At 57.2% G+C, this 24408-nt stretch carries 12 protein-coding genes and 2 tRNA genes; 4 read left to right on the top strand and 10 right to left on the bottom strand.

The window, feature by feature from the left end:
- The first annotated feature begins 54 nt into the window (after positions 1-54).
- Positions 55-4395: a T9SS type A sorting domain-containing protein gene (locus E1J53_RS16300; protein ID WP_134273524.1), complete on the top strand. Its 4341-nt coding sequence runs from the start codon at positions 55-57 to the stop codon at positions 4393-4395.
- Between the two features lie 337 nt (positions 4396-4732).
- Complete coding sequence (locus E1J53_RS16295) at positions 4733-6190, top strand: hypothetical protein (RefSeq protein ID WP_134273525.1); 1458 nt, start codon at positions 4733-4735, stop codon at positions 6188-6190.
- A gap of 304 nt (positions 6191-6494) precedes the next feature.
- Here E1J53_RS16295 and E1J53_RS16290 read toward each other — a convergent pair whose 3' ends face one another.
- Positions 6495-7616: an amidohydrolase family protein gene (locus E1J53_RS16290; protein WP_134273526.1), complete on the bottom strand. Its 1122-nt coding sequence runs from the start codon at positions 7614-7616 to the stop codon at positions 6495-6497.
- A 241-nt stretch (positions 7617-7857) separates the two neighbouring features.
- Between E1J53_RS16290 and E1J53_RS16285 the strand changes: the two genes are divergently transcribed.
- Positions 7858-10431 carry a sulfatase-like hydrolase/transferase gene (locus tag E1J53_RS16285; protein WP_134273527.1) on the top strand — a complete coding sequence of 858 codons (2574 nt, stop codon included), beginning with the start codon at positions 7858-7860 and terminating at the stop codon, positions 10429-10431.
- Positions 10428-10883 (top strand): hypothetical protein, encoded by a 456-nt coding sequence (locus E1J53_RS16280; protein WP_134273528.1) that lies wholly within the window; start codon positions 10428-10430, stop codon positions 10881-10883. The genes E1J53_RS16285 and E1J53_RS16280 overlap by 4 nt, the downstream gene beginning before the upstream one ends.
- 1183 nt (positions 10884-12066) lie before the next feature.
- Here E1J53_RS16280 and E1J53_RS16275 read toward each other — a convergent pair.
- The 9 genes from E1J53_RS16275 to E1J53_RS16235 form a co-directional block, all read right to left on the bottom strand.
- Positions 12067-12143: transfer RNA gene (locus tag E1J53_RS16275), tRNA-Pro, on the bottom strand.
- Between the two features lie 44 nt (positions 12144-12187).
- Positions 12188-12265, bottom strand: a tRNA-Val gene (locus E1J53_RS16270).
- Between the two features lie 267 nt (positions 12266-12532).
- Positions 12533-12862 (bottom strand): DUF3467 domain-containing protein, encoded by a 330-nt coding sequence (locus tag E1J53_RS16265; RefSeq protein ID WP_134273529.1) that lies wholly within the window; start codon positions 12860-12862, stop codon positions 12533-12535.
- Between the two features lie 152 nt (positions 12863-13014).
- A complete protein-coding gene (gene topA, locus E1J53_RS16260; protein ID WP_134273530.1) occupies positions 13015-15570 on the bottom strand; it encodes a type I DNA topoisomerase in 2556 nt (851 codons plus the stop codon).
- Between the two features lie 22 nt (positions 15571-15592).
- Positions 15593-16144: an NADPH-dependent FMN reductase gene (locus E1J53_RS16255; RefSeq protein ID WP_134273531.1), complete on the bottom strand. Its 552-nt coding sequence runs from the start codon at positions 16142-16144 to the stop codon at positions 15593-15595.
- Between the two features lie 380 nt (positions 16145-16524).
- On the bottom strand, positions 16525-17499 hold the full coding sequence (locus E1J53_RS16250) for an OmpA family protein (protein WP_134273532.1): 975 nt from the start codon (positions 17497-17499) through the stop codon (positions 16525-16527).
- Positions 17500-17789: 290 nt separating this feature from the next.
- On the bottom strand, positions 17790-19256 hold the full coding sequence (locus tag E1J53_RS16245) for a RagB/SusD family nutrient uptake outer membrane protein (protein WP_134273533.1): 1467 nt from the start codon (positions 19254-19256) through the stop codon (positions 17790-17792).
- Between the two features lie 20 nt (positions 19257-19276).
- Positions 19277-22267 (bottom strand): TonB-dependent receptor, encoded by a 2991-nt coding sequence (locus E1J53_RS16240; protein WP_134273534.1) that lies wholly within the window; start codon positions 22265-22267, stop codon positions 19277-19279.
- A gap of 452 nt (positions 22268-22719) precedes the next feature.
- On the bottom strand, positions 22720-24351 hold the full coding sequence (locus tag E1J53_RS16235; RefSeq protein ID WP_134273535.1) for a DNA polymerase/3'-5' exonuclease PolX: 1632 nt from the start codon (positions 24349-24351) through the stop codon (positions 22720-22722).
- Positions 24352-24408 lie beyond the last annotated feature (57 nt).

Here is a 24408-nt window from a genome sequence, read left to right as displayed (position 1 = left end):
CCTGCACCTCGGTGCGGGGCGTCATCGTCATGTCCCGATAACACCAATTGATCTATGCAATTCCCAAAACTTTACCCACAAATTCGTCCCTACTGGAGGGCGAAAATTCAGCTTGGTCTCAGTCTGATAATTTTATTGCTCATCGGTTCCACGGCCCGAGCCCAGGTTGACTGCCCCACGGGCTTTTTGCCCGGCCCGGTCCTGAGTGAAGTGACCGTCAACGGAGAAATTGAAATTTATAACGGTGGTGGTTCGACGGTCAATCTGACGACCTACTGGCTATGCAATTTTCCGTCCTACCAGATGTTGGGCGACCTTACCCTGGAGTGCGGTAGCCTGATGCTGGCCCCCAACGAAACCGTGGTGGTGAGTGGCTTTAATGCGCTCAACGTCACGGACGGAGAACTCGGACTTTACCGCACCGGTTCCTTCGGCAGTTCGGATGCCATCGTCTCCTACCTGGAATGGGGAAGTTCGGCACACCGGCGGAGCAGCGTTGCCGTAGGCGCGGGCATCTGGACGGACGGATTCCGGGTGGATGCCCCTCTTGCCGGCGCTTCCGTGCAAACCATCTACGCCAATAATGCGATCGACTGGACCACCGGGACGGAAAACACCTGTGCCGCTGACGCGAGCCTGTTGACGGCGTTCGCCGAGGCTTCGCAGAGCGCGGACGCAGGTGCCATCGCCCTGGCGAGCGGCAGTGTGGATACGACCATCTGCGTCGACGGGGTAGCTGACCCCCTGGAGGTCGTAAGGGACGGGGACACCAGCGGTGAACAATTCACCTTCCTCATCACCGATGCGGCCACTAATGAGATCCTGGCGATCCCCGGCAAAAACGGTCCCTTTGATCTGGATGGCGCCGGCCCCGGCATCTGTCAGATTTGGTATCTGGCCTATTTCGACGGCCTGAACGGACTGGCGGTCGGTAACCTCCTTAGCGACCTCAATGGCTGCTTCGATATATCCAATCCCATCGACGTGGACCGGCAGGAAAATAACGGTGGCGGCATTACGCTGGAAGACGGCTCCACGGCGGCCACGATCTGCGTCGACGGCGTAGCCGACCCCCTGACGGTCATCCGTGACGGCAGCGCCACGGGCGCTAACCGCACCTTCCTCATCACCGATGCGGCCACCAACGAGATACTGGCGATCCCCGGCAACGACGGTCCCTTCGACCTGGACGGCGCCGGTGGCGGGGTCTGTGACATCTGGTACTTGGCCTACTCCGATGGTCTGGAAGGCCTGATGGTCGGCAACAACGTCAGCGATCTGAGTGGTTGCTTTGACCTGTCCAATCCCATTGCCGTTACGCGGGAAGCAAACGACGGCGGCGGCATCACCCTGGAAGACGGTTCCACGGCGGCCACGATCTGCGTCGACGGCGTAGCCGACCCCCTGACGGTCATCCGTGACGGCAGCGCCACGGGCGCTAATCGCACCTTCCTCATCACCGATGCGGCCACCAACGAAATCCTGGCGATCCCCGGCAACGATGGCCCCTTCGATCTGGACGGCGCCGGCGGCGGTGTCTGTGACATCTGGTACCTGGCTTACTCCGACGATCTGGAGGGGCTGATGGTCGGCAACAACGTCAGCGACCTGAGTGGTTGCTTTGACCTGTCCAACCCCATTGCCGTTACGCGGGAAGAAAACAATGGCGGTGGCATCACCCTGGAAGACGGTTCCACGGCGGCCACGATCTGCGTCGACGGCGTAGCCGACCCCCTGACGGTCATCCGCGACGGCAGCGCCACGGGCGCTAACCGCACCTTCCTCATCACCGATGCGGCCACCAACGAAATCCTGGCGATCCCCGGTAACGACGGTCCCTTTGACCTGGACGGCGCCGGTGGTGGGGTCTGTGACATCTGGTACCTGGCCTATTCCGATGGCCTGGAGGGGCTGATGGTCGGCAACAACGTCAGCGATCTGAGTGGTTGCTTTGACCTGTCCAACCCCATTGCCGTTACGCGGGAAGAAAACAATGGCGGCGGCATTACGCTGGCCGATGGGTCGACTAGTACGTCGATCTGCGTGGATGGTGTGGCGGATCCGCTGGAGGTCATCCGCGACGGCAGCGCCATGGGCGCTAACCGCACCTTCCTCATAACCGATGCGGCCACCAACGAAATCCTCGCCATTCCGGATAATAACGGTCCCTTTGACCTGGACGGTGCCGGTGACGGCATCTGTGACATCTGGTATCTGGCCTACTCCGATGGCCTGGAGGGGCTGATGGTCGGCAACAACGTCAGCGATCTGAGCGGTTGCTTTGACCTGTCCAATCCGATTTCCGTGAACCGGCAGTCGCCCGACGGCGGCATGGTCATGACTACGGAAGGCGCCACCATCCTGACCGCAACCGCCGGTGACGTCGTCGTAGAGGTGAGTCATACCACTACGGCCGATGCGCTGAGCTACTGGTACATCATCACCGACGATAATAACGGTATTCTTGCGTTCGCCAACAGTGCTCAGACCAGTGTGTTGGACCTCTCCGGTGCACCGGCGGGTACCTGCCGGATTTGGGGTTGGAGCTACCGTGGCGAGGGGGACCCCGTCCTTGGTGAAGATATCTCTACGCTGGCCGATGGGGATTGTGAGGCCATCTCCAGTAACTTCATTACCGTTGTCCGTCAGGCAACGGACTGCATGGCAAGTGGCGGCGGCATCATGTTGGAAGACGGCTCCACGGCGGCCACGATCTGCGTGGACGGTGTAGCCGATCCACTGACCGTCATCCGTGATGGTAACGGCATGGGCGCTAATCGCACCTTCGTCATTACCGACGCGGCGACGAACGAAATTCTGGCGATCCCGGGAGATAATGGTCCCTTCGACCTGGACGGTGCCGGTGGCGGAGTCTGCGACATCTGGTACCTGGGCTACGAAGATGGCCTGACCGGCCTGGCGGTTGGCAATAGCCTGACCGACCTGGAGGGGTGCTTCGGCCTGTCCAACCCCATTGCGGTCACGCGGGAAGAAAACAACGGTGGTGGCATCACCCTGGCGGATGGTTCCACGGCAACGTCGATCTGCGTGGACGGCGTAGCCGACCCGCTGGAAGTCATCCGCGACGGTAACGCCATGGGCGCCAACCGTACCTTCCTCATCACCGATGCGGCCACCAACGAAATCCTCGCTATCCCGGGCAGCAATGGCCCCTTCGACCTGGACGGCGCCGGTGACGGTATCTGCGACATCTGGTACCTCGCCTACTCCGACGGACTGGAGGGCCTGATGGTCGGCAACAACGTCAGTGACCTGATGGGCTGCTTTGACCTGTCCAACCCGATTTCCGTGGACCGGCAGTCGCCCGACGGCGGCATGGTCATGACCGTCGGTGGAGAAACCACCGTAACGGCCACGGCCGGTGACGTCATCGTGGAGGTGAGCCACACCACCACGGCGGATGCCCTCAGTTACTGGTACATCATCACCGACGATAACGATGCCATCCTTGCCTTTGCGAACAGCGCCGAAACGAATACGCTGGACCTTTCCGGTGCGCCGGCCGGTACCTGTCGGATTTGGGGCTGGAGCTACCGCGGCGAAGGAGACCCCGTAGTTGGGGAGGACATCTCCACGCTGGCCGACGGCGATTGTGAGGCCATTTCCAGCAACTTCATCACGGTGATCCGGGAGGCGGCTGGATTCGATTTCACCGATGTCATCATCAATGAAGTGACGGCCACCGGCCAGGTGGAGCTGTTCAACGGAACGGACGCGGCGATCGACGTTTCCGATTACTGGCTGTGTAACCGTCCGACCTACCAACAGCTCAGCCAAATGACCGTGGAGTGTGGTAGCCTGATGATTCAACCCGGTGAATACCTCGTCGTATCCGGCTTCACTGGCTTCAATGCCGTGGATGCGGAACTGGGCCTGTATACCACCAACGAATTCAGCAACAGCGACGCCATCGTTTCCTACCTCGAGTGGGGATCGGCGGGACACGGTCGCTCGGCTACGGCCATTGCGGCCGGCATCTGGATGGCCGATTTCTTCGTTACGGCACCCACCGAAACGCAAAGCATCCAGACCTTCGTCAGTGACGACAACGAGCTGACCTGGTCGCTGGCCGACGAGACGGTGTGTGCGCCCAACGATAATTCTACCTCCACGAACGATCTGGACCTGACGGCGGATATCCGCCTGTTCCCCAATCCCACTTCGGGAGCCGTAACCCTCAACATCAGCGGATTGCCCCGTGACCGGGCCGACTTCCAGCTGTTCGATCAAACGGGACGGATGCTGCTGGAACAGCGGGTAGATTTTGGCAACGGCCGTCACCAGATTTCCCTCGACCAGTTTCCCGCTGGTACCTACTTCTTACGCATATTGAATGGCCCCTCGGCGGCCATTCGTCGGGTAACCAAGTTCTAAACAAGGGTTACCCAGGTTCTCTGAGCAGGTGGCTCTCCCGACTAAGGGGGAGCCACTTTTTTAGGTACTGGATTTCCGGTTGGCTCCCGTTCAGGAACGGGGAAAAAGATGAGGGAACTTGAGTTGAAGTGGGGGGCGGAAGTTTTTGTCGCACGCGCCGGTGCCGTGAATATTCCGGAGAAGCCAGGCACCTGCGCTCTTGCGCCCACGCATGCTACCGGCCCGATGCAGGACCCAATTAGCGTCCCCCATTGCGGGGCAGAAGAATCAATTCCATCACCCACCTAACAAGTTATTGTCGTACCTTTTCCAGCACATTCTAAAGGGTTCAAAAAATATGCTCACTCGTTTTTTTCTTGTGCTCCTGGTGCTGGGGCCAGTGTTTTGTTCCGCCCAGACGGAGCGCCTGTTTGTTTTCGGCCATAGTCTCATTGATCACCGACCACCCGCCATTGCCACCCCCAGTGACGAAACGACCGTCCCGCACTGGATGTACCTGCTGGCGCTGGCGTCCGGAAAGGACTTTTCGGCTGGCGGGCAGTATGGTTTTCTGACTACCCACCGCAACCTCCCCCCAACTTCCCAGTGGGGCTACGACCTGGTACCCGGTGTGTGGGAGTCGGATACGGAAGCCTTCAGCGAGGCGGACGTTACTTCCGTGCTCCTGACGGCAGCCAACTTCATCCAGAACGACATCCTGCCCGGCCAGGATTACGCCGGGCAGCCCGGCGTCAGTCCCGTATCCGCCACCGAGGAAATCTTTGACTGGGTGAGCCTGCAGGAACCCGGCACCCGACTCTACATTTACGAAAACTGGCCGGAGACCAACCTGGCCATTCCCAATCCTACTTACCCGCTCAACGATGCGGAATTCACGGCCTACAACCTGCATACCCTGGGGTCCTTTCACACCTGGTGGGTGGATTACCATGACCTGGTGCGGGCATCCCGTCCGAATCTGCAGGTAAAGATGATTCCCGTAGGCCCCATTCTGGCGGACCTTTTCGAGGGTAACCTGGGTAACCAGATTCCCTACACCGAACTGTACGAAGACCTGGACCCCCACGGTCGTGCCACCCTGTATTTCCTGGCCGCCATGGTCACCTACTCAGCTATTTTTCAGGAGCGCGTACCCCAGGGGTACGTGGTGCCCGACATCGTGCACGAAGAGGTGCGGAACAACTACGTGGCCATCTCGGACTTCATCTGGAATGAGCTGCGCAGCTTCAATACTCCGGACGGACAGAGCAGGGTGTTCTTCGGGGCGCTACCGGTAGAACTCGTTGCCTTCCGCGGAACGACGGACGGCAAAACGGTACAATTGGACTGGGGTACGTCCGCAGAAATTGGTACGGACCGGTTCATCGTGGAGCGGAGAGGCCCTGCGGGGGGGAGCTTTAGCCCCCTCGGCGCCGTGGCGGCCGAGGGCCGCCCGGCGGACTACCGGTTCCGGGACCCCCAACCCCAGGCCGGCAACAACACCTACCGCCTGCGGATCGAGGACGCCGACGGCAGCATGGAATACAGTCCGCTGGTAGCGGTATTCGTGCCGGAGGGCGCCGAAGAACTACGGGTTGTCCGCCATAGTGACCTGGAATATCGGGTGTATGGCCTGGCGGAAGGCAGCCGGATTCAGCTGTTGGACGTCAACGGCAAAGTATTGCTGGAGCGGAAGGAACTGTTCAACGGAAATCTGCTGCAACTCCCCCAAAGATTAGCGGCCGGAATGTATTTCTTACGGGCCAGTACCCGACCGGGTACCGTGCAGACTGCCCGGGTGCTCGTGCCCCGGTAAGCCCGTTATTGTTCCCGCAAGTGATCGGACGCCGTTATCCTCGGCAAAGCCTTCGGAAAACAGGCTTCCGACCACGGATCTTGCTTGGGCAAAGACTGGTAGCTGCTGAAAGCAAACGGGTGGAGCTATCTGCTACCGGCGAGCTCCTTCGGTGAAGAGGCCTTTGACTTGGAGCCATTTGCTACTCCGCAAGTGATCGGACGCCGTTATCCTCGGCAAAGCCTTCGGAAAACAGGCTTCCGACCACGGATCTTGCTTGGGCAAAGACCGGTAGCTGCTGAAAGCAAACGGGTGGAGCTATCTGCTACCGGCGAGCTCCTTCGGTGAAGAGGCTTTCCTTCAGCCCGGGAATGATTCGGAGGGCGTTCTTGTAGTAGAGTTTTTCGAGGATGTGGTCCGGTAGGTCGAGGCCATACATCCGCCAGAAGGCGTGGTATTTTTTGTAGTAGGGGAAGTATTCGTCGTCGGTTTCCAGTACCCGGAAGTAAGTAGCGTATTCTCCGGGATTATAGGCATCCTTACCGAACAGCACCCGGTCCTGATACTTTTCGAAAAAGCGATTGGCGGCGCGGGGCTGCCGCCCCAGTTCGGCGATGACGGCGCCAATTTCCACCATGACGTTGGGATTTTCGTCGAGAAATTTGCCCAGTTTGGTGAGGTCATTGGCGTACCAGGCCATGTGGGCGGCAATGAAGGTCGTCTTGGGGTGTTGCTTGAAGAGGTCGTGGGCCTCGGCGGCGATTGTTTCCCAGGAGGCGGGATTGTCGGGACCGCGTTTGCGGTTGGGGCGCAGCTTGAGTTCCAGCCACCGTTCGTTTTTCTCGTCGTGGGGCTCCCAGAAGGGTTTGGGGTCGGCGTAGTGAATGAGCACCGGCATGCCCAACTCACCGACTTTGTCGAAGATGGGTGCCAGCCGCGGGTCATTGATCCTGATGCGGTTACCGGCCTGATCGGTATTGGTCATGCCCTGGGATTTGTAGATTTTCAGTCCGCGGGCACCGATACTGTGGTCGAATTCAAGCTGGGCGAGGGTGGATTCCAGATAGTCTGGGTCATCGATGCTCCGGATGTTGATGTTGGTGAAGCAAACGATGCGGTCCTGGTATCCCTTCTCGTTAACGTTGTCGAGCATGGCCTTGAGCGCTTCACCCCCACGACCACTCAGGTTCACGACGACCTTCATGTTCAGCTCGTCCATTTCCCGGATGAGCTTATCCAGGTCCTGGGTGGCCATCCGCCAGTGATGGCTGTGGACGTCCACGAAGGGAATGGAAGCGCTGGTGGGGTGATGCTCGGGAACCACCAGAGTAGAGACGGGATCGTATTTTTCAAAATCCATCACCAGCGTGGAATCGATTTGTCGACGTTGCTGGGCGTTTAGCGTCAGGCAGGCGGAGAGGAAAATGAGGAGGATTAGTGAGCGCATATCAATTATTTGGGGCCCCTCAAGGTCGGAAATAATGTGCAAAGGGTTGAGGCCACCCGCCTTTTGGTCGGTGAGCGACTTTAGGGAACCGACATCCGGCCCCAGGAAGTGGGTAAGTGAATGGGGTGGGGTAGGGAAAAACCGGGGTTGGCGGTTGTAGAGATAGCCCTTACCCGATTTAAACCTTCTTACCTTGACCGGGTCAGATGATGCAATAGCTCACCACTTGATGTAATTACCCATGTTGAAAAGACTCCCTCTGTTTTTATGCGTTTCGTTTATTTCTATTGCATCCTTCGCCCAGGAACAGACGCCCAACGTACTACTGATTATTGCCGATGACCTTGGCGTCGACGTCATGGAGGGCTTTGGCGTCGATGGGGATAAACCCGTCACCCCAACGCTTGACTCGCTGCGCGCCAGCGGTATTGCGTTCACCAACTGCTGGGCCACGCCCCAGTGTACCCCAACGCGTGCCGCCATCATGAGTGGTAAGTATGGGATAAAGACCGGGGTCATGCGGCCCCCGGGTTTACTGGAACCGGAGTTGCATACCTCGATCTTCAATCAAATCCGTAACCAAAGCCAGCTGGACTATAGCATGGCGGCCATCGGCAAATGGCATATTGCCGGGAATAACGGCGATCTCGATCATCCCGCGGAAACGGGAGTAGATCACTACGAAGGCGTCTTTAATTCGGGGGTCGATGATTACTACGACTGGACGAAGGTCATTAACGGCGCTACGGAACAAGTGGAGGAGTACGCCACGACCCACTTCACGGATGCGGCCATCGACTGGGTGGCGGAGCAAGATAAGCCCTGGTTCCTCTGGTTGGCGCACATTGCCCCTCACGGTCCGTTTCACGAACCTCCCGCAGAGCTGTACACCTCGACGCCGGTGAATGATAACCGTAGTCGGTATTTTGCCATGATTGAGGCCATGGACCACGAAATCGGTCGGCTGCTCCGTAGCATGGATGCTGCCACCCGTCAAAACACCCTGATCGTGTTCGTTGGCGATAACGGTACGCCAGGAGGAGTGAATGAATTCTACCCTCCGGGGCATTCCAAAGGAACAATTTATGAGGGAGGCTTACGGGTTCCCCTAATCATTACGGGGAAGGACGTTGGCCGGGTAGGCGAAGTAGAACCAAGTCTGGTGCAGGCCACCGACCTATACGCTACCCTAATGGAGGTACTCGACCTCCAATTACCTGGCGGAATTAATAACAGCCTTAGCCTTACGCCACTGCTTTCCTGTGGTGACCGTGAACTCAGGGAGATCAATTATAGTGATTACGACGACGACGGTACCCTGGTATGGGCTACCCGAACGGGACGCTATAAATTGATCGAGGATGAGTTTGGTAATCAGGAGTTTTACGACGTCGTCGAAGATATACTGGAAGAAAATAATCTTATTGATGATTTGAGTCCCGAGGAAGAAGTCGTCCGTGACCGCCTGGCGGCCGAGGCCGCCATCATCCGTAGCGGTTGGTCCTGTAATGATGGCATCCGCAATGGAGACGAATTGGTCATTGACGATTGTGATAACGATTGTGCGGAAGTTGATATCCTCAGTACCGAGAACATCGGTTGTTGTGAGGTGCCCGAAGAGCCCAGTGTGCTGTATGAATTCGTGGAAGATGGGGCGCGGAAAATCTACAGCAATAACTATCCCAACCACGATTTCTGCCATGCGGCGACCTTCCCCGAGCCACGGTATCGCCTGTATGAGCTGGATCTTAACCCCCAGTTCAGTGGTGAAACCACACCACTGGTGCAGGATAATGGACGTCCTGCCCGCTTCTTTGGGGTAGCCATGAACGGCGTGATTTTGATGCCAGCTCCTGGTTTACCTTTTGTTTTTGAAAATCCGAATACGGGAGAGTACAACTGGGACTGGGTCTTTGAGGCCTCCAATAACCAGGGAGACGGCATGGGGCGGGTAGGGCTCGATTGCGCTTCGGCCCACGCCAATAACCAGGGGTATCATTATCATGGCAATATGTTCGAGTACCTCGAAACCATTGAGCCCGGGAGTTCGACCACGCGGGAAATTCCCGAGGAACCGATACACATTGGTTGGGGGGCTGACGGATTCCCGATTCTCTACCGGTTTGGTCCGGATGAGGACGGGAACATGAAGGAAATGCTACCGAGTTTCCAGTTACGGAGCGGACTACGTCCGGGCGACGGAATCGAGGAGCCCTGCGGCCCCTACACCGGTAAGTACACCCGGGATTACGAATACATCTGCGGCAAGGGTGACCTGAACGAGTGTAATGGCATCGAAGCTACGGTGACGTTGCCGACCAGTCAGGGAGAGGAAACCTTCGAGTACTACTACGTGATTACCTCCACTTTTCCCCAAATCCCCCGCTGCCTGCTCGGGAACGTAAGTGAAGATTTCGACAATAGTGCCCCAACCCTGACGGGACTGGACCGGGACGGTGATGGTTTTCTGAGTGACTTTGATTGTGACGATACGGACCCGAATGTCAATCCGCTGGCTCCGGAAATAGAGGGCAATGATATCGACGAAAACTGTGACGGACAGCTCACCAGCGTGTACGATCTTACGGTTGCCGGGATCACCATCGGCCCCAACCCTAATGCGGGAACCTTCTGGATCAAAACACCCAGGGACCAAACCTTCGACCTGCGGTTAACCACGGTGAACGGGCAAGTGATCAAGGAACGGAGCGGTAATGGTTTGCTGTCCTTTCACGGAGCACCCCGGGGTGTTCATATTCTGACCGTTTGGTCTGCGGGAAAGCTCGTGGGCACCCGTAAAATTGTGGTGCAATGAAATTGATGATCCTCCTTATCCTGACGTTATTTGCTTTTGAGAGCACCGAAATGCACGACGTGGCCATGGCCACCTTCCGGGTGTCGCAAACCGAAAACGGTCTGGCCCTTGAGCTCACCTTTGATCAGCATGATTATTTAAAGGTGCTTGACTTGACTCCTAAGGACGTCACCCCTCAGCAAGTGCAGGACTATTTAGACCTAAGCACGACCTGGGTTATCAACGGCGAAGAACGAGAACTATTGATCGATAAGCTTACCACTCAGGACCATCATATTGTTGCCTACGGAAAATTTGACCAAAGCAAGGAGAATATTTGCGATTTTCTGGTAAGAAACGAATTCCTGCTTGAGGTAGAAGATCAAACTAACGTGCTGGTTTTGGCCCTGCCAGAGAAAACCCGGGGCTTTCGGATGCACGAAGGGCGGCGGGAGATTGCGGTGTCTTATTAGGGGGCAGCAGGCTGTACGCTAAGAAGGCCCTGAAAGGGACTTCCTCCCGTGAGCGTGGTCTGCGGTCAGTTCGCGGATCTGGCCAGGGCCACGCGGGGTAGGATAGCACCAACCCCTTTTGTCAATAAAGATTATCGTTTAGATGACCTGGATGAGCTGTCGCTGATCCAGATTGGGGGGGAGGCCTCAAGTTCAGAAAGGCCACCCCTGGGGGGTGGCCTTTTTGCGTTGGTCGGGATGACAGGAAGAGCTCCCGATTGCTCAGGGGTTAGGTAGACCCCAAGTTCAGCATGAAGGCCCTGAAAGGGACTTCCTCCCACGAGCGTGGTCTGCGGTCAGTTCGCAGAACTGGCCAGGGCCACGCGGGGTAGGATCGCACCAACCCTTTTTGTCAATAAAGATTATCGTTTAGATGACCTGGATGAGCTGCCGCTGATCCAGATTGGGGGAGGCCTCAAGTTCAGAAAGGCCACCCCTGCGGGGTTTGGCCTTTTTGCGTTGGTCGGGATGACAGGAAGAGCTCCCGATTGCTCAGGGGTTAGGTAGACCCCAAGTTCAGCAATAAGGCCCTGAAAGGGACTTCCTCCCGCGAGCGTGGTCTGCGGTCAGTTCGCAGAACTGGCCAGGGCCACGCGGGGTAGGATAGCACCCACCCTTTTTGTCAATAAAGATTATCGTTTAGATGACCTGAATGAGCTGTCGCTGATCCAGATTGGGGGAGGCCTCAAGTTCAGAAAGGCCACCCCTGCGGGGTTTGGCCTTTTTGCGTTGATCCCTTACGAAAGGTCGCTTTGCTCCCTTCCGACGGTACCAACGCAAAAAGGCCAACTCGCAAGCGAGTTGACCTTTCTGAACTTGGTCGGGATGGCTGGATTACTCCCTTTGGTCGTGTGCTGCGCGCTCGAACCGACACGGCCCTGGTAAAAGAAGAATGGCCACTCTGCAGAGCAGAGCGGCCATTAACTTGGTCGGGATGACTGGATTACTCCCTTTGGTCGTGTGCTGCGCGCTCGAACCGATACGGCCCTGGTAAAAGAAGAATGGCCACTCTGCAGAGCAGAGCGGCCATTAACTTGGTCGGGATGACTGGATTACTCCCTTTGGTCGTGTGCTACGCGCTCGAACCGATACGGCCCTGGTAAAAGAAGAATGGCCACTCTGCAGAGCAGAGCGGCCATTAACTTGGTCGGGATGACTGGATTCGAACCAGCGGCCCCACGCCCCCCAGGCGTGTGCGCTACCGGGCTGCGCTACATCCCGAGTGATGTTGGTTGCCGGCCAGCGGCCGGCGAATAAGGGGGTGATGGTGGTCGATACTGGGCTCGAACCAGTGACCTCTGCAATGTCAATGCAACGCTCTAAACCAACTGAGCTAATCGACCATCCTGCTGCCAGGTTGCTGCTCAAAACAACGTCATCCATCGATGAGAAGTTGCCGTGAGGAACTGCCTCCGGGGGAGGTAGTGACCTAAGCGGCTGCAAATATACAACGGTCGGGAAAATCCCAAAGCGTTCCGGCAGAAATTTCTTTGCTTTTCTTAGGGGAACTTTGCACCCTGCGCGCCGTCGCACGCTAACCGCACCAATGATCCCCACGAGGGACCGATCAATGGGCTCCTCCGAAGAAAGCTAAGCAAAACGCTGACGAATCAGGCCTGGGCCGTGGGCGTAAAGCTCATCGGCGGGAACTGCGGCCCGGAATTCCCCTGGTTATTGTCCCCGATGGGGCCAAACTGCTTTTCGTACTTCTGGACGTTATCGGCCAGGGCGGACAGCAGTCGCTTCGCGTGCTGGGGCGTCAGGATCACACGGCTCTTGACCTTAGCCTTCGGGGCATTTGGGACGATGCGTACAAAATCCACCACGAACTCGCTGTTGCTGTGGGCAATGATGGCCAGGTTGCTGTACACACCTTCGGCAATTTCTTCGGGAAGCTCAATGTTGAGCTTATTCTGGGGTTGCTTTTTTTCTTCTGCCATGGAATGGTTCTTTGGACTGTTAGTCAGTTGGACTTTAGTCTTTTCGTCTGTTGGGCCGTTAGCTCCTCCACTTGGACAAAGGGTCTGAATTTCCAAATGACCAACAGACTAACAGACTAACAGACTAACTTACTAAAACACCAACCGACTAATTATTTTTTCTTCCGCTTGGTCGCGGCTTTTTTCTTGGTTTTAAAGGCGCCGGGAATTTCCAACTCAATGTACTTTTTAACCTGGTCCAGGCTAAGTTCGGCGGCTTCTTCGCGGGTGATCCGTTCTCCCTTGTCGTTTTTGGGAATCTTGACGGATTTCTTCTTGAACCGAATGAAGGGCCCCCAGCGTCCCTGTTCCACGTCGATCTTTTCGTCGGGGAAGCGCTGAATGTAGCGGTTGGCTTCTTTTTCCTCCTTGGCCTGAATGAGCTCAGTCATTTCGTCCTTGGTGAGGTTTTCCGGGTCGTACCGCTTCGGGATGTTGATGAACATGCCGTTCCACTTCAGGAAGGGGCCAAAGCGGCCCTTGCCGCGGGTCACGTCCAGTCCCTTGTAGGTCATCACGGGCGCATCCGCCTTTTTCTTTGCGGCGATGAGTTCTTTTGCCCGCTCCATGGTGACGGAGTGGGGGTCTTCCCCCTTGTCGAGGCTGACGAAGGTCTCTCCCCAGCGTACGTAGGGGCCAAAGCGGCCGATCCCCACGGCGGTTTCCCGGCCCTCCACTTCACCCAGTACTTTCGGGAGCGCGAAGAGGGGCAGAGCCGTTTCCAGATCCACGGCCTCCATACTCATTCCCTGTGGCAGGTTGGCGTATTTGGGTTTCTCGTCGGGGAGAAGCTCATCGGGAGCGCCGAGTTGCAGCACCGGACCGTTGCGGCTCAGCCGCACCAGGATGGTCCGTCCCGTTTCCGGATCGTTACCCAAAATGCGCTCAGCCGAAACCCGGCCCGCATTTTCCGTGGTGTCCTCCACCTGTTCGTGGAAGGGATGGTAGAAGTCCTCCAACATCTGGGTCCAGGTGATCTGCCCTTCGGCGATGTTGTCAAACAGGTCTTCAATATCCGCCGTAAAGCGGTAGTTCATCACGTCCTCGAAGTGTTCGTCGAGGAAGTCAGATACCGCCATGCCGATATCGCTGGCGAAAAGGCGGTTTTTGACCGCGCCGGTAATTTCGGTTTTGGTCTCCGTGGTGATGTCCCCGCCCTTCAGGGTTAGTACATCATACTGTCGTTCTTCGCCTTCGCGGGTTTCGCTGGTCACGTAGCCCCGTTTGGGGTCCATGATCTTGGATACGGTCGGTGCGTAAGTAGAGGGACGCCCGATGCCGAGTTCCTCCAGCTTTTTTACCAGACTGGCCTGGGTGTAGCGACTTGGCGGACGGGTAAACCGCTGGGTGGCGGTCATCTCGGCCAGCGGAAGGATTTGCCCCTTGGTCAGGGGAGGCAGGATGCCCTCTTCCGGTTCGTCACTATCGTCGTCGTCCTTTCCTTCGAGATACACTTTGAGGAACCCGTCAAATTTCAAGACTTCTCCCTGGGCCCGCAGGCGGGCATCGGGAACGGTGGATACTCCAATGTTGACGGTAGTCTTCTCCAGCTGGGCGTCCGCCATCTGACTGGCGATCGTCCGTTTCCAGATCAACTCATAGAGGCGCTGTTCGTCCCGGTCGCCAATGTTGATGGTGTGGCGATCAATGTAGGAGGGGCGGATGGCCTCGTGGGCCTCCTGGGCATCTTTTTTCTTGCTCTTGTAGCGCCGGACCTGACTGTACTGATCGCCAAAGGCCGACTTCACCTCCTTCTCGATGGCCGCCAGGGCGGTTTCGGAAAGGTTGACGCTGTCGGTACGCATATAGGTAATCAAACCCGCTTCGTACAGGCGCTGGGCCACCCGCATGGTCCGCTCTACGTTCATGTAGAGCTTCCGGCTGGCCTCCTGCTGCAGGGTGGAGGTCGTAAAGGGGGGAGCGGGGCGACGCTTGGTGGGCTTTACTTCGATGTCCGTGATGCTGAACTCCGCTCCGATGCACTTCTTCAGGAAGGCTTCGGCTCCGGCCTTGTCGTCGAAGCGGTCCGGACTTTCCGCCTTCAGCAGCACGGTCCTTCCCTGTTCGTTCCGGACGGAGAAGATGGCGTTTACCCGGAAAAAGGGCTTAGCCTCAAAGTTCATGATTTCCCGCTCGCGTTCTACGACGAGCTTTACCGTAACGGACTGCACCCGCCCGGCGCTCAAGCCGAACTTGACCTTTTTCCAGAGGACGTTGGAGAGTTCGTAGCCGACCAGTCGGTCCAGTACCCGGCGGGCCTGCTGGGCGTTGACCAGATTGACGTCCACGCGACGGGGGTTGTTGATGGCCGCCTTGATGGCCGGCGGGGTGATTTCCCGGAAAACGATTCGCTTGGTGGAGTCGACGGGGAGCTTGAGGACTTCGCAAAGGTGCCAGCTGATGGCCTCTCCTTCGCGGTCTTCGTCCGTGGCCAGCCAAACCTCGTCGGCCTTACTCATGGCGGCCTTCAGCTCCTTGACCACTTTACGTTTTTCGGGAGAGACGACGTATTTGGGCTTGAAATTTTTCTCAACGTCCACGGCACCGTCTCCCTTGTCAAGGTCACGAACGTGCCCAAAGGAGGATTTTACGGTGTAATCCTTCCCCAGTATTTTTTCAATTGTTTTGGCCTTTGCGGGAGACTCAACGATAAGTAAATTCTTAGACATGGAGGGGGATTATGACAAGGTGCTATGCAGAAATATCGGTGGCGATGAGTTGATTGGCGTGTTTATCCAGAACCGAAATGGTGTCAGCGTCCACCAATCTGTCCTGATCGTCCAGAAGTTGTTCAACGCTGCTCAGGGGCAGTTTGTTGGGCAGCACCCAACCACCCATGTGGGCAATGGTGTCGCCCAGGTGATCCATCCCGCGAAGATTTCCGGCTCTGCCGGAAGCAACTCCAATCAGGGCTACTGCCTTGTTTTTAAAGTTCTTGGGGTATTCATTTACGGAGATTCCGTCAATGAATAACTTCAGGACACCGGGATAACTTCCATTGTATTCGGGCACGAATATAGCTAGTTTTTGTGCACCGAGAACGTAGCGCTCCTGAATAGACTTCAATTCGGGGGCGATGAATTTGCTGCTGTACATCTCCGGAATGAAGTCGCCCAGGGGCAGTTTGGTGAGGTCCAGCAACTGACTCTCCACGCCCTTACTGATCAACAACTCGTGAAAGTAATTGGCGAAAAGGAGCGTACGACTGCCGGATCGGTTGGTGCCGGAAATGACGGTAATCATAAATCTGATTCAGGATTGCGGGTGGCAAACCTACGACAAAGCCGGAAAGTTGAGCCCTCCTCCTCCTTTTTTGGTAAAGAGTCTTTTGCGGTAGAAGATTTGGGCGAGGGGCCGCAGGTGCCGGGGGAGTGGGTAGAGGCGCAATGCGCTTGGTAGTGCGCGCTTCGCGCTTGGTAGCAAATGGTAGGATTGGTTAGGGAATGGATTCTGCCATACCGCGACGCCTCGGAGCAGCTCGTTGCACTCGACGGCTACGAGGAGCGCTCGGCGTACGGGTTTACTGCGCAGTCCTTCGAGCACGTCGAACAATCGGAAAAAAATAAGGAGTAGCCGCTTTTCCGTGATATCTACCCACTACCCACTACCCATTACCCATTACCCTAACTCCGCTTATCCAAAATCCTGATTTCCACCCGTCGGTTGGCGCGCTTTTCCTGGGGGGAGTTCGGCCGGGGGAACACCATTTCGTAATTCGAGTAGCCGCGGTACCGGAGGCGATCGGGGGAAATGCCCCGCTTGATGAGGTAATCGTGGATGAGTTTGGCGCGATTTTCGGCCAGGGTAAATTGCCAACTGCCGGGACCCTTCCGGCTCCCGGGGCTGTTGACGTGCCCGGCAAGCTCGATGGACAGCTCCGGACTGGTTCGCATAAACTGCAACAGACGGGGCAGGGTAGGGAAGGAGGCTTCCAGTAGATCCGTGCGATTACTGACGAAATAGAGGTCGGGAACGTCCATGCTGCTGCCGGGGGCAGCGGCGGCCAGCCGGGTGACCAGGGGCTCCGGTGTTGAGGCCTCCTTTAACGTCAGTTCGTGGCTCTTGAAGAAGTGATTTTCGGCGTAGACGTCCAGTCGGACCGCCTCGTCCACGGGCAGCCAGATCTCGTAGCTGCCGTCGTTGCCGGCGCGGACGGTATCCTCCAGATACCTGCCGTGGGCAACGACCCCGCCCGGGAGGGGCAGGCCCCGCTCGTCGGCGACCAGACCCCGGAAGCGGGCGTAGCGTCGGGGGAGCCCCGACCGAAGGAGAACCCGGCGGTTGCGCCACTCCCGTTCGTTGGTCCGGATGACCGGTCGCCGCTCTCCGAAGTGACGAATTTCCACCGACCCGGCCGGCCATCCTTCCTGGAGGGCGGCGGAGAGGGTGTTCTGGCTCCGGGCCATGGCCAGTTTGTCGTTGGCGCCGTAGGAGCCCACGGCATCGGTATGACCTTCCAGGTAGAGCTCGAGGGTATCGGGGCGATCCTGGACCAACTGCCGTACTACGCTGAGGGCTGCGGGCGATATTTCAGCACTCCCAAACGCAAAGTAGATGGTGTCAATCCGGTGAACTTCCACACTGTCCTTATAGCCCATGATCTGAGCCAACAGGCTCAGGCCGGGAAGCAGGAGCAGGAAGAATATGGAGAAGAAACGTTTGATCGGGTTCAGCTTTTACCCAATATAAAGGTTTTGGTGGGGGCTACGGGTGCCCAAAGCCCGGATTTTAACGTACTCCCTGGTCACGGCCCCCCGGGAAATAAAGTTGGCATCCTGCACTTGTTGCCCAAAAATTGATTTTCGTAAAGGAGGCCACAAAACGCAAGCACCCCACCTCCGCGAACGGAAGTGGGGTGCGTTGAACCGATAGAATCGATTAGGCCGGATTAGTATCCGGGGTTCTGTACGAGCTGGTCGTTGGCGTCGATTTCCCGCTGGGGGATGGGGAACACCAGTACGTCAGCGTCCCAGGAAACGCCACGAACGTCGCGCTGCAGGCGGCGCAAATCGTGAATGCGGTTGCCCTCGAAGGCCAGCTCTACGCGGCGCTCGAGGATGATGGCCTCGATCAGTTCGTCGGCGTCAGCAAAATCATCGGCTTCGTAAGAAACGATGTCGCTGGCGTCACCCTGTACACCATCAGCGTCAACCCGGCGGATTGCCCGGTTGCGGATGGTGTTCAGCAGATCGATGCTTTCCTGGTTAATGCCGTCGGTACGGGCCAGTGCTTCGGCCCGCATCAGGTAGTAAGTAGCCAGACGCACCAGGACGTTATCGTCCGCGTTATTGGTGAAGTCTTCATACTTCTCTACGTTGAAGATGCCGTTGGACGTCAGCAGGGCCGCCCGCAGGTCGATGAGCGTATCACCGGCTGCTTCGGCTTCCATCATCTGTTCGTCGGTGATGATGGCCAGGTACCCGTTGTTTCGCAGGTCTTCGGAAACGACCACGTCACCACCACGACCGTTGATGTGGTGGAAGGTGGCCAGAGAGCCATTCACGCCGGGGTTGTCCTGAGCCGTATTGATGATGGCGAAGATTTCCTCGGAAGTTCCCTCGCTGAAGAACGGTTCTTCGGGAGAAGCCGTCAGGGTGTATCCGGCATCAATTACCTGCTGTGCCAGGGTGGCGGCACGGGGGTAGTCACGTTGCTGGAAGGCAATTTCGGCCAGGTAGGCAGTAGCGGCGGTGCTGTTAGCCCGGCCAGCGTCGTTGGTGGCGGGCAGCAGGTTAGCCGCTTCGGTGAAGTCCGCAATCACCTGGTTGTACACCTCCTCTACCGTGTTACGGGCGGGGAAGGTAATGTCCGGCGTATTGGCCACGGGCGTCAGCATGATGGGGACCCCCAGGTCGCTGGCACTGCTGCTGCTCCAGGGCTTGCCGAAGTAGCGTACGAGTTCGAAGTGCGCCAGTGCGCGGAGGAAGAGGGCCTCGCCGCGCAGTTGGTTAGCGACATCAGCCGTCAGGGCGGGGTCATCGATGGTGGCAACACCGTTCAGCACCAGGTTGGTGTGGTTGATGGACAGGTAGGCGTTAGACCACATGCCACCGGCTTCGCCGTTGAAGGCCGTCATTTCCCGGTTGAACATGTCGATGTAGCTCGGGAAAGATCCCCGCCACTCGGCGTTATCGGAAAGTACGTTGGCGTTGATGGACGTGCCCGTGGCACCGTAGTCAGACCGCTGAACGGCTTCGTAGGCACCGATCAGGGCAGTTTGCAGACCGGCTACGTCAGAGAAGGCAGCGGAAGAAGGTAGAGATTGTGCCGGTTGGGGCGTCTCCAGGTAATCCGTACAGGCGGAGGCGAGGCAAATTACCAGGCCGGCCAGTAGGTATAATTTCAGTTTTTGCATGGTTGCAAATCTTTTTTCAATTAAAGGTTGAGGTTGAATCCGAAGGAAAGGATGCGGGTTTGCGGACGGCTGAAGAAAATTTCACCCTGGCGGAAACCATTTACGTCCTGGCCGCTGGCTTCGGGGTCAAGACCGGCAAAGTCGGTGAAGGTGAGCAGGTTAGCACCGCTCACGTACAGGCGCAGGTTGGTGTTGCCCTGACCGATGTTCCGGAAAGTGTACCCCAACTGAACGTTACGCAGACGCAGGTAGTCGGCGTCGGAGAGGTAACGCGTAGAGTGCTGGCCACCGTTGTTACGACGACGAGCCTCGGGCACGTTGGTGTTAGTGTTGTCGGGCGTCCAGGCGTTCAACTGGGTCGTACGCTGGTTCCAGGTCGCACCGAGGTTGTTCTCCACGAAGCGGCCTTCGCTCAGGTAGAGCTGGTGACCAACGGCACCCTGGAACTGGAAGCTGAAGTCCAGATCCTTGAAGCGCAGGTTACTGCCGAATCCGTAAGTCAGGTCGGGCAGCGGGTTGCCGGCAACGATGCGAGAGTCACCTCCGGGGAAAACATTGGTGGTATTGCCTTCCGCGTCAATGAACAGGGCGTCACCGTTGGCGGGGTCGACACCAGCGTACTGGGTCAGGAAGAAAGAGCCAATGGCCTCTCCTTCACGTACCAGGGCACGACCTTCCGTAATGTCGTCGGCTTCGCCATCACCGTTGTTGTCAATCAGGCGGAGCACTTCGTTGTCCAGGGTAGCACCATTAACGTTGAAAGTCCACTGGAAGTCCGGGCGGTCAACCAGGTTAAAGTCCAGCAGGAATTCAAGACCCTGGTTGCGAATTTCGCCGGCGTTCACCGTCAGGGAAGAAATACCGTTCGTTTGGGGCTGGGGTACGTCAAGCAGCAGGTCCGTGCTGGTCTTGATGAAGTAACCAATGCTACCGCTGAGGAAACCGTTGGTGGTCTCGAAGTCCACCGCAGCGTCTACCGTACGGGCCGTTTCCCAGGTCAGTTCGGTGTTTTCCAGCTGAGAAAGGAGGAAGCCGGGAATGAAGTTGTAGTCGTTGCCGAAGGACACCAGACCACGGGAGTCGAAGTTGCCGATACCGGCGTTACCCGTTACCCCGTAGCTACCACGAATCTTCAACTGCTTGAAGGGACCACCGTCCATATCACGGGCCAGGTCATAGGCCGCAGACACGGCGGGGAATACCCCGTAGTAGTTGTCGGAACCGAAGCGAGAGCTACCGTCCAGACGTACGCTGGCGTTCACGAAGAACTTATCGTTGAGCGAGTACACACCGCGCAGGAAGTAGCCCACGAAGCGGAACTGGGTGTTGAAGCCACCACCACCGGTGATTTCGGCGGCACTGTTCAGCGTCAGCAGGCGGTCGTCGGCGAAGGTGTTACCGTTTACGCCCAGGGTGTTGGTCTCCTCGTTCTGCACGGAAAAACCAGCGGTAAGGTCAAGCTCAGAGTTGCCAAATGCGAACAGATAAGATGCCGTGTTGTCCCAGGTGTAGTTCAGTACTTCCTGGAAGTTGGCCGAACCCGTACCTCCGGAACCGAATCCGTCAGTGGTCAGGGAGCTGGACTTCTGGTTGTCGCGGAGCGTCAGGTACTGCGTACCAAAAGAAGAGTTCAGTTTCAGGCCGGGGATGGGCTCAAAACCAACGAAAGCTTTGGCGATCACCTGGTTAGACGTCAGCGAGATGTCCTGTCCTTCGATGTTGATTAGTGGAGAACCGGCAAACTGGGCGCGTCCCGTGCTCGTGCGGAGGATACCACCGCGAGTATTACCGTTCTCGTCAAAGGGGTCGAGGTTGGGGAAAGCCAGCGCAGCGTAGGTCTGCGGAGAAGCTACGTTGTTGTCCTCATTCTGGCGGGTGTTGACCGTACGGGAGGGGTTGATGTTCAGGCCAACGCGCCATTTATCACCCAACTTCTGCTCGAGGTTGATGCGGATGTTGTAGCGCTCCAGACCAGTACCTTCTACCCAGCCCTCTTCGTTGCGGTAAGTACCGCCGATGAAGTAAGCCAGGTCGTTAGTACCTCCGGAAACGTTAGCACTGGTCTCGTTCAGCAGACCGGTACGGGTCACGCGGTCCAACCACTGGGCGTCGGGCTCAGAAGCGGGGTCAGCGTAGAGGTCAGAGGAGTTAGGGTCGCCACCGCCAGCGAGGAAAGCGCGGTTCCAGAGCTCAGCGTACTGAGGGCCGGAAAGCAGTTCGTACTGGTTGGTAGGGTCGGTGAAACCCGTCTGGTGGTTTACGGACACCTGGGCGGGACGGTTGAAGTTACCGGACTTGGTGGTAATGATCACTACACCGTTAGAGCCACGCGAACCGTAGATGGCCGCAGAGGCGGCATCCTTCAGTACGTCGATGCTCTGGATGTCGGCGGGGTTAATGTTTACCAGGGGGTTGGTACCCGGGCCACCCAACTGGGAACCCTCGATGTTGGAGTTGATGATTACCCCGTCCACTACGTACAGCGGCTGGTTGTCACTGTTGATGGAGCCGACACCGCGCACGCGTACGGAGGTCTGGGCACCCAGCGTACCGGAGTTGGAGTTGATCGTTACCCCGGGGAGTCGACCCTGCAGGGCATTCTCAAAGTTGGTGATGGGTACGTTCTCAAAGGCTTCCGTCCCCACCGAGGCGATGGAGGTCGTCAGGCGGCGGCGCGTCTGCGTACCGTAACCCGTGACTACCACCTGCTCGAGGGTGGTGGAGCTTTCGGCCAGCACAATATCGTAGGAAGTGGCGCCGGTGAGCATAACCTCCTTGGTGTCAAAACCAGTGTAGGTCACAATCAGTTGCTCGGCGTTCGCGGGAAGATTGAGCGTGAAGTTACCGTCAAGGTCACTGACGGTACCCGTGGTGGTACCAGCAACCAGTACGGAAGCACCAATCAATCCTTCCCCGGATTCATCGGTGATGGTACCGGTAATGGTTTGGGCGTGCAGCGTGGCAATACCACAAAGCAACAGCACCCAACTAAGGAGTTTAATTCGTCGCATATAATTATGGATTTAAGAAATAAAGGTGTGCAACAGCGGAGAATCCGCCATGCCCCCAAAGACCATGCGGGTCAAATGTTGCCCCGGCAAATGTTGTCTCAAAATGGTTTTATGTGGGCACTCGGAAGAACGTAGCACCAATGAAAGAAGCTGCTTGGTGGTTGCGGGATTTTGGCGTCAACTGTCGCTCGGAAAACAGACTTATCCAATTTGAGATTTAAATGACGGAGGCCAATGAACAGAAAAGCATTGTTGTACGTTTTACGGCTTTTTTAATACTGTCGATACAGTTGCAATTAATTCTGGTGTAGAGAATTTTGCATCGAATTCGCATATCCTGCTCCGCTCCATGAAGGGGAAGATGGATTATTGCTTTGTCTATTTGGGGGTGTTTGATTGTCAGGGAATTAGGTCATAATTCTTGTTCCTCCCCCAACATCTCTATTGCTTAATTACCCTAATGGGGGAGCATCGCTCGTATTCCAGCAGGCCGCTTTCGTCAGTCCCCCCTTCCGGGCGGCCAACACGCCAAACCGGATATCATCAATTCCGCCCATAGCGTGGGCGTCGGGATTGATACTGATGGGTACCCCCCGTTCCATGGCGTAGGGAATCCAGGTCCAGTCCAGGTCCAGCCGATAGGGGTTGGCGTTCAGTTCAATCACCACCCCGTGTTCGGCACAGGCATCAATAATCCGGGTATGATCAATGGGGTATCCGGCGCGGCTGAGCAGGAGTCTTCCGGTAGGGTGGCCCAAAATGGTCGTGTGGGGATTCGCAATTGCCCTCAGTAGTCGCTCGGTGGCCGATTCTTCCGTCATGTTCAGGTTACTGTGAACCGAAGCGATGACCACTTCAAAGCCCGCAAGCACCTCGTCGGGGTAATCCAGGCTACCGTCGGCCAGGATGTCACTCTCAATGCCTTTATAAATTCTGAAGGGAGCAAGCTCTTCGTTCAGTTGGTCCACTTCCGCCCACTGTTCGCGTACCCGGCCTTCGTCAAGTCCGTTGGCGTAAAATGCGGCTTTGGAATGGTCCGTGATGACCAGGTAGGCGTACCCCCGATCACGGGCCGCCTCCGCCATTTCCCGCAGCGAATGAATGCCGTCGCTCCAGGTGGAATGACTGTGGACCACTCCGCGGATGTCCGTGACTTCCAGGAGCTCCGGAACGCGATCGGTGGTGGACAGATTCAGCCCCCAGTCCGATTCCCGGAGTTCGGGGGGGAGATAGGTGGCGCCGACCTTGTCGAAAACCGCCCGCTCTTCGGTTAGTCCCGTAAAGTCGGTTTCCGGAAAGGCCGCAATGAAGGCCCGCAGGAACTCCCCGGAGCCGGTGAACCGAAACTGCTTTGAGCCGAAGTTCTCGGCCGCACAGTGATGGATGGTCACGGGATAGTCCTGATAGGATCCCCGGGTGAGGTGCTCTTCTTGCCCCGAAACGACAAGATTGTCCAGTTGGGCGATCGCCGCGGGTGCCGCGGTGGTCAGTACGGCCAGGTGGGTCAGGGTGGGGCAGGCCCTCCGCAGGGCACCGGTCAGTTCGTGACGGGCGTCGGGAAAAGCTTCCTTTAGGGCAGCGAGAAGTTCGCGGGCGGGCTTTTCCAGGGTGCGGTAGTGGTACTGTCCCTGACTACGCTGATGAAATTCCAGTTTCTCCTTCAGGGAGGCCTGAGTTTTGGCCCCGAAACCCTTCAGTTCGACCAGCCGGTTTTCGTTGATGGCGTAGAGTAATTGCCCGATGGAAGTCACGCCCAGTCCGTCCCAGACGGCCTTGACCTTCTTGGGACCGAAACCGGAGATGTTCAGCATTTCCCGGACGCCCTCCGGCGTTTGCTCGCGCCACTTCTCCAGCGTTGCCATGGCACCCGTAGTGGCCAGCTCGTGAATCTTTCCGGCGATGGCCTTCCCCACGCCGTCCAGTTGCTGAAGCTCCTCCTCGGTCATGCTGGCCAGCGGCCGGTCGTCTTTACGCAGTTTATTGTAGGCATTGTTGTAGGACCGGATCTTGAACGGATTATCCTGATGTAATTCCATCAGGCGGGCAAGTTCACGGAAGTGGCGGGCAATGTCAACGTTGGTCATGCGGCGAAGATAGGTGTTCTGGCTAAGGCTGAGGAGAAGGCTAAAGCTAAGAAGGAG

The organism is Lewinella sp. W8 (assembly GCF_004375085.3).
In the GTDB taxonomy this organism is placed as follows: Bacteria; Bacteroidota; Bacteroidia; order Chitinophagales; family Saprospiraceae; genus Neolewinella.
This window is presented reverse-complemented; position numbering and strand designations above follow the sequence as displayed.

Excerpts from the sequence above, each read along its gene's own strand:
- E1J53_RS16300 (WP_134273524.1), top strand. The coding sequence starts at position 55 with ATGCAATTCCCAAAACTTTACCCACAAATTCGTCCCTACTGGAGGGCG.
- E1J53_RS16295 (WP_134273525.1), top strand. The coding sequence starts at position 4,733 with ATGCTCACTCGTTTTTTTCTTGTGCTCCTGGTGCTGGGGCCAGTGTTT.
- E1J53_RS16290 (WP_134273526.1), bottom strand. The coding sequence starts at position 7,616 with ATGCGCTCACTAATCCTCCTCATTTTCCTCTCCGCCTGCCTGACGCTA.
- E1J53_RS16285 (WP_134273527.1), top strand. The coding sequence starts at position 7,858 with ATGTTGAAAAGACTCCCTCTGTTTTTATGCGTTTCGTTTATTTCTATT.
- E1J53_RS16280 (WP_134273528.1), top strand. The coding sequence starts at position 10,428 with ATGAAATTGATGATCCTCCTTATCCTGACGTTATTTGCTTTTGAGAGC.
- E1J53_RS16265 (WP_134273529.1), bottom strand. The coding sequence starts at position 12,862 with ATGGCAGAAGAAAAAAAGCAACCCCAGAATAAGCTCAACATTGAGCTT.
- topA (WP_134273530.1), bottom strand. The coding sequence starts at position 15,570 with ATGTCTAAGAATTTACTTATCGTTGAGTCTCCCGCAAAGGCCAAAACA.
- E1J53_RS16255 (WP_134273531.1), bottom strand. The coding sequence starts at position 16,144 with ATGATTACCGTCATTTCCGGCACCAACCGATCCGGCAGTCGTACGCTC.
- E1J53_RS16250 (WP_134273532.1), bottom strand. The coding sequence starts at position 17,499 with ATGGGCTATAAGGACAGTGTGGAAGTTCACCGGATTGACACCATCTAC.
- E1J53_RS16245 (WP_134273533.1), bottom strand. The coding sequence starts at position 19,256 with ATGCAAAAACTGAAATTATACCTACTGGCCGGCCTGGTAATTTGCCTC.
- E1J53_RS16240 (WP_134273534.1), bottom strand. The coding sequence starts at position 22,267 with ATGCGACGAATTAAACTCCTTAGTTGGGTGCTGTTGCTTTGTGGTATT.
- E1J53_RS16235 (WP_134273535.1), bottom strand. The coding sequence starts at position 24,351 with ATGACCAACGTTGACATTGCCCGCCACTTCCGTGAACTTGCCCGCCTG.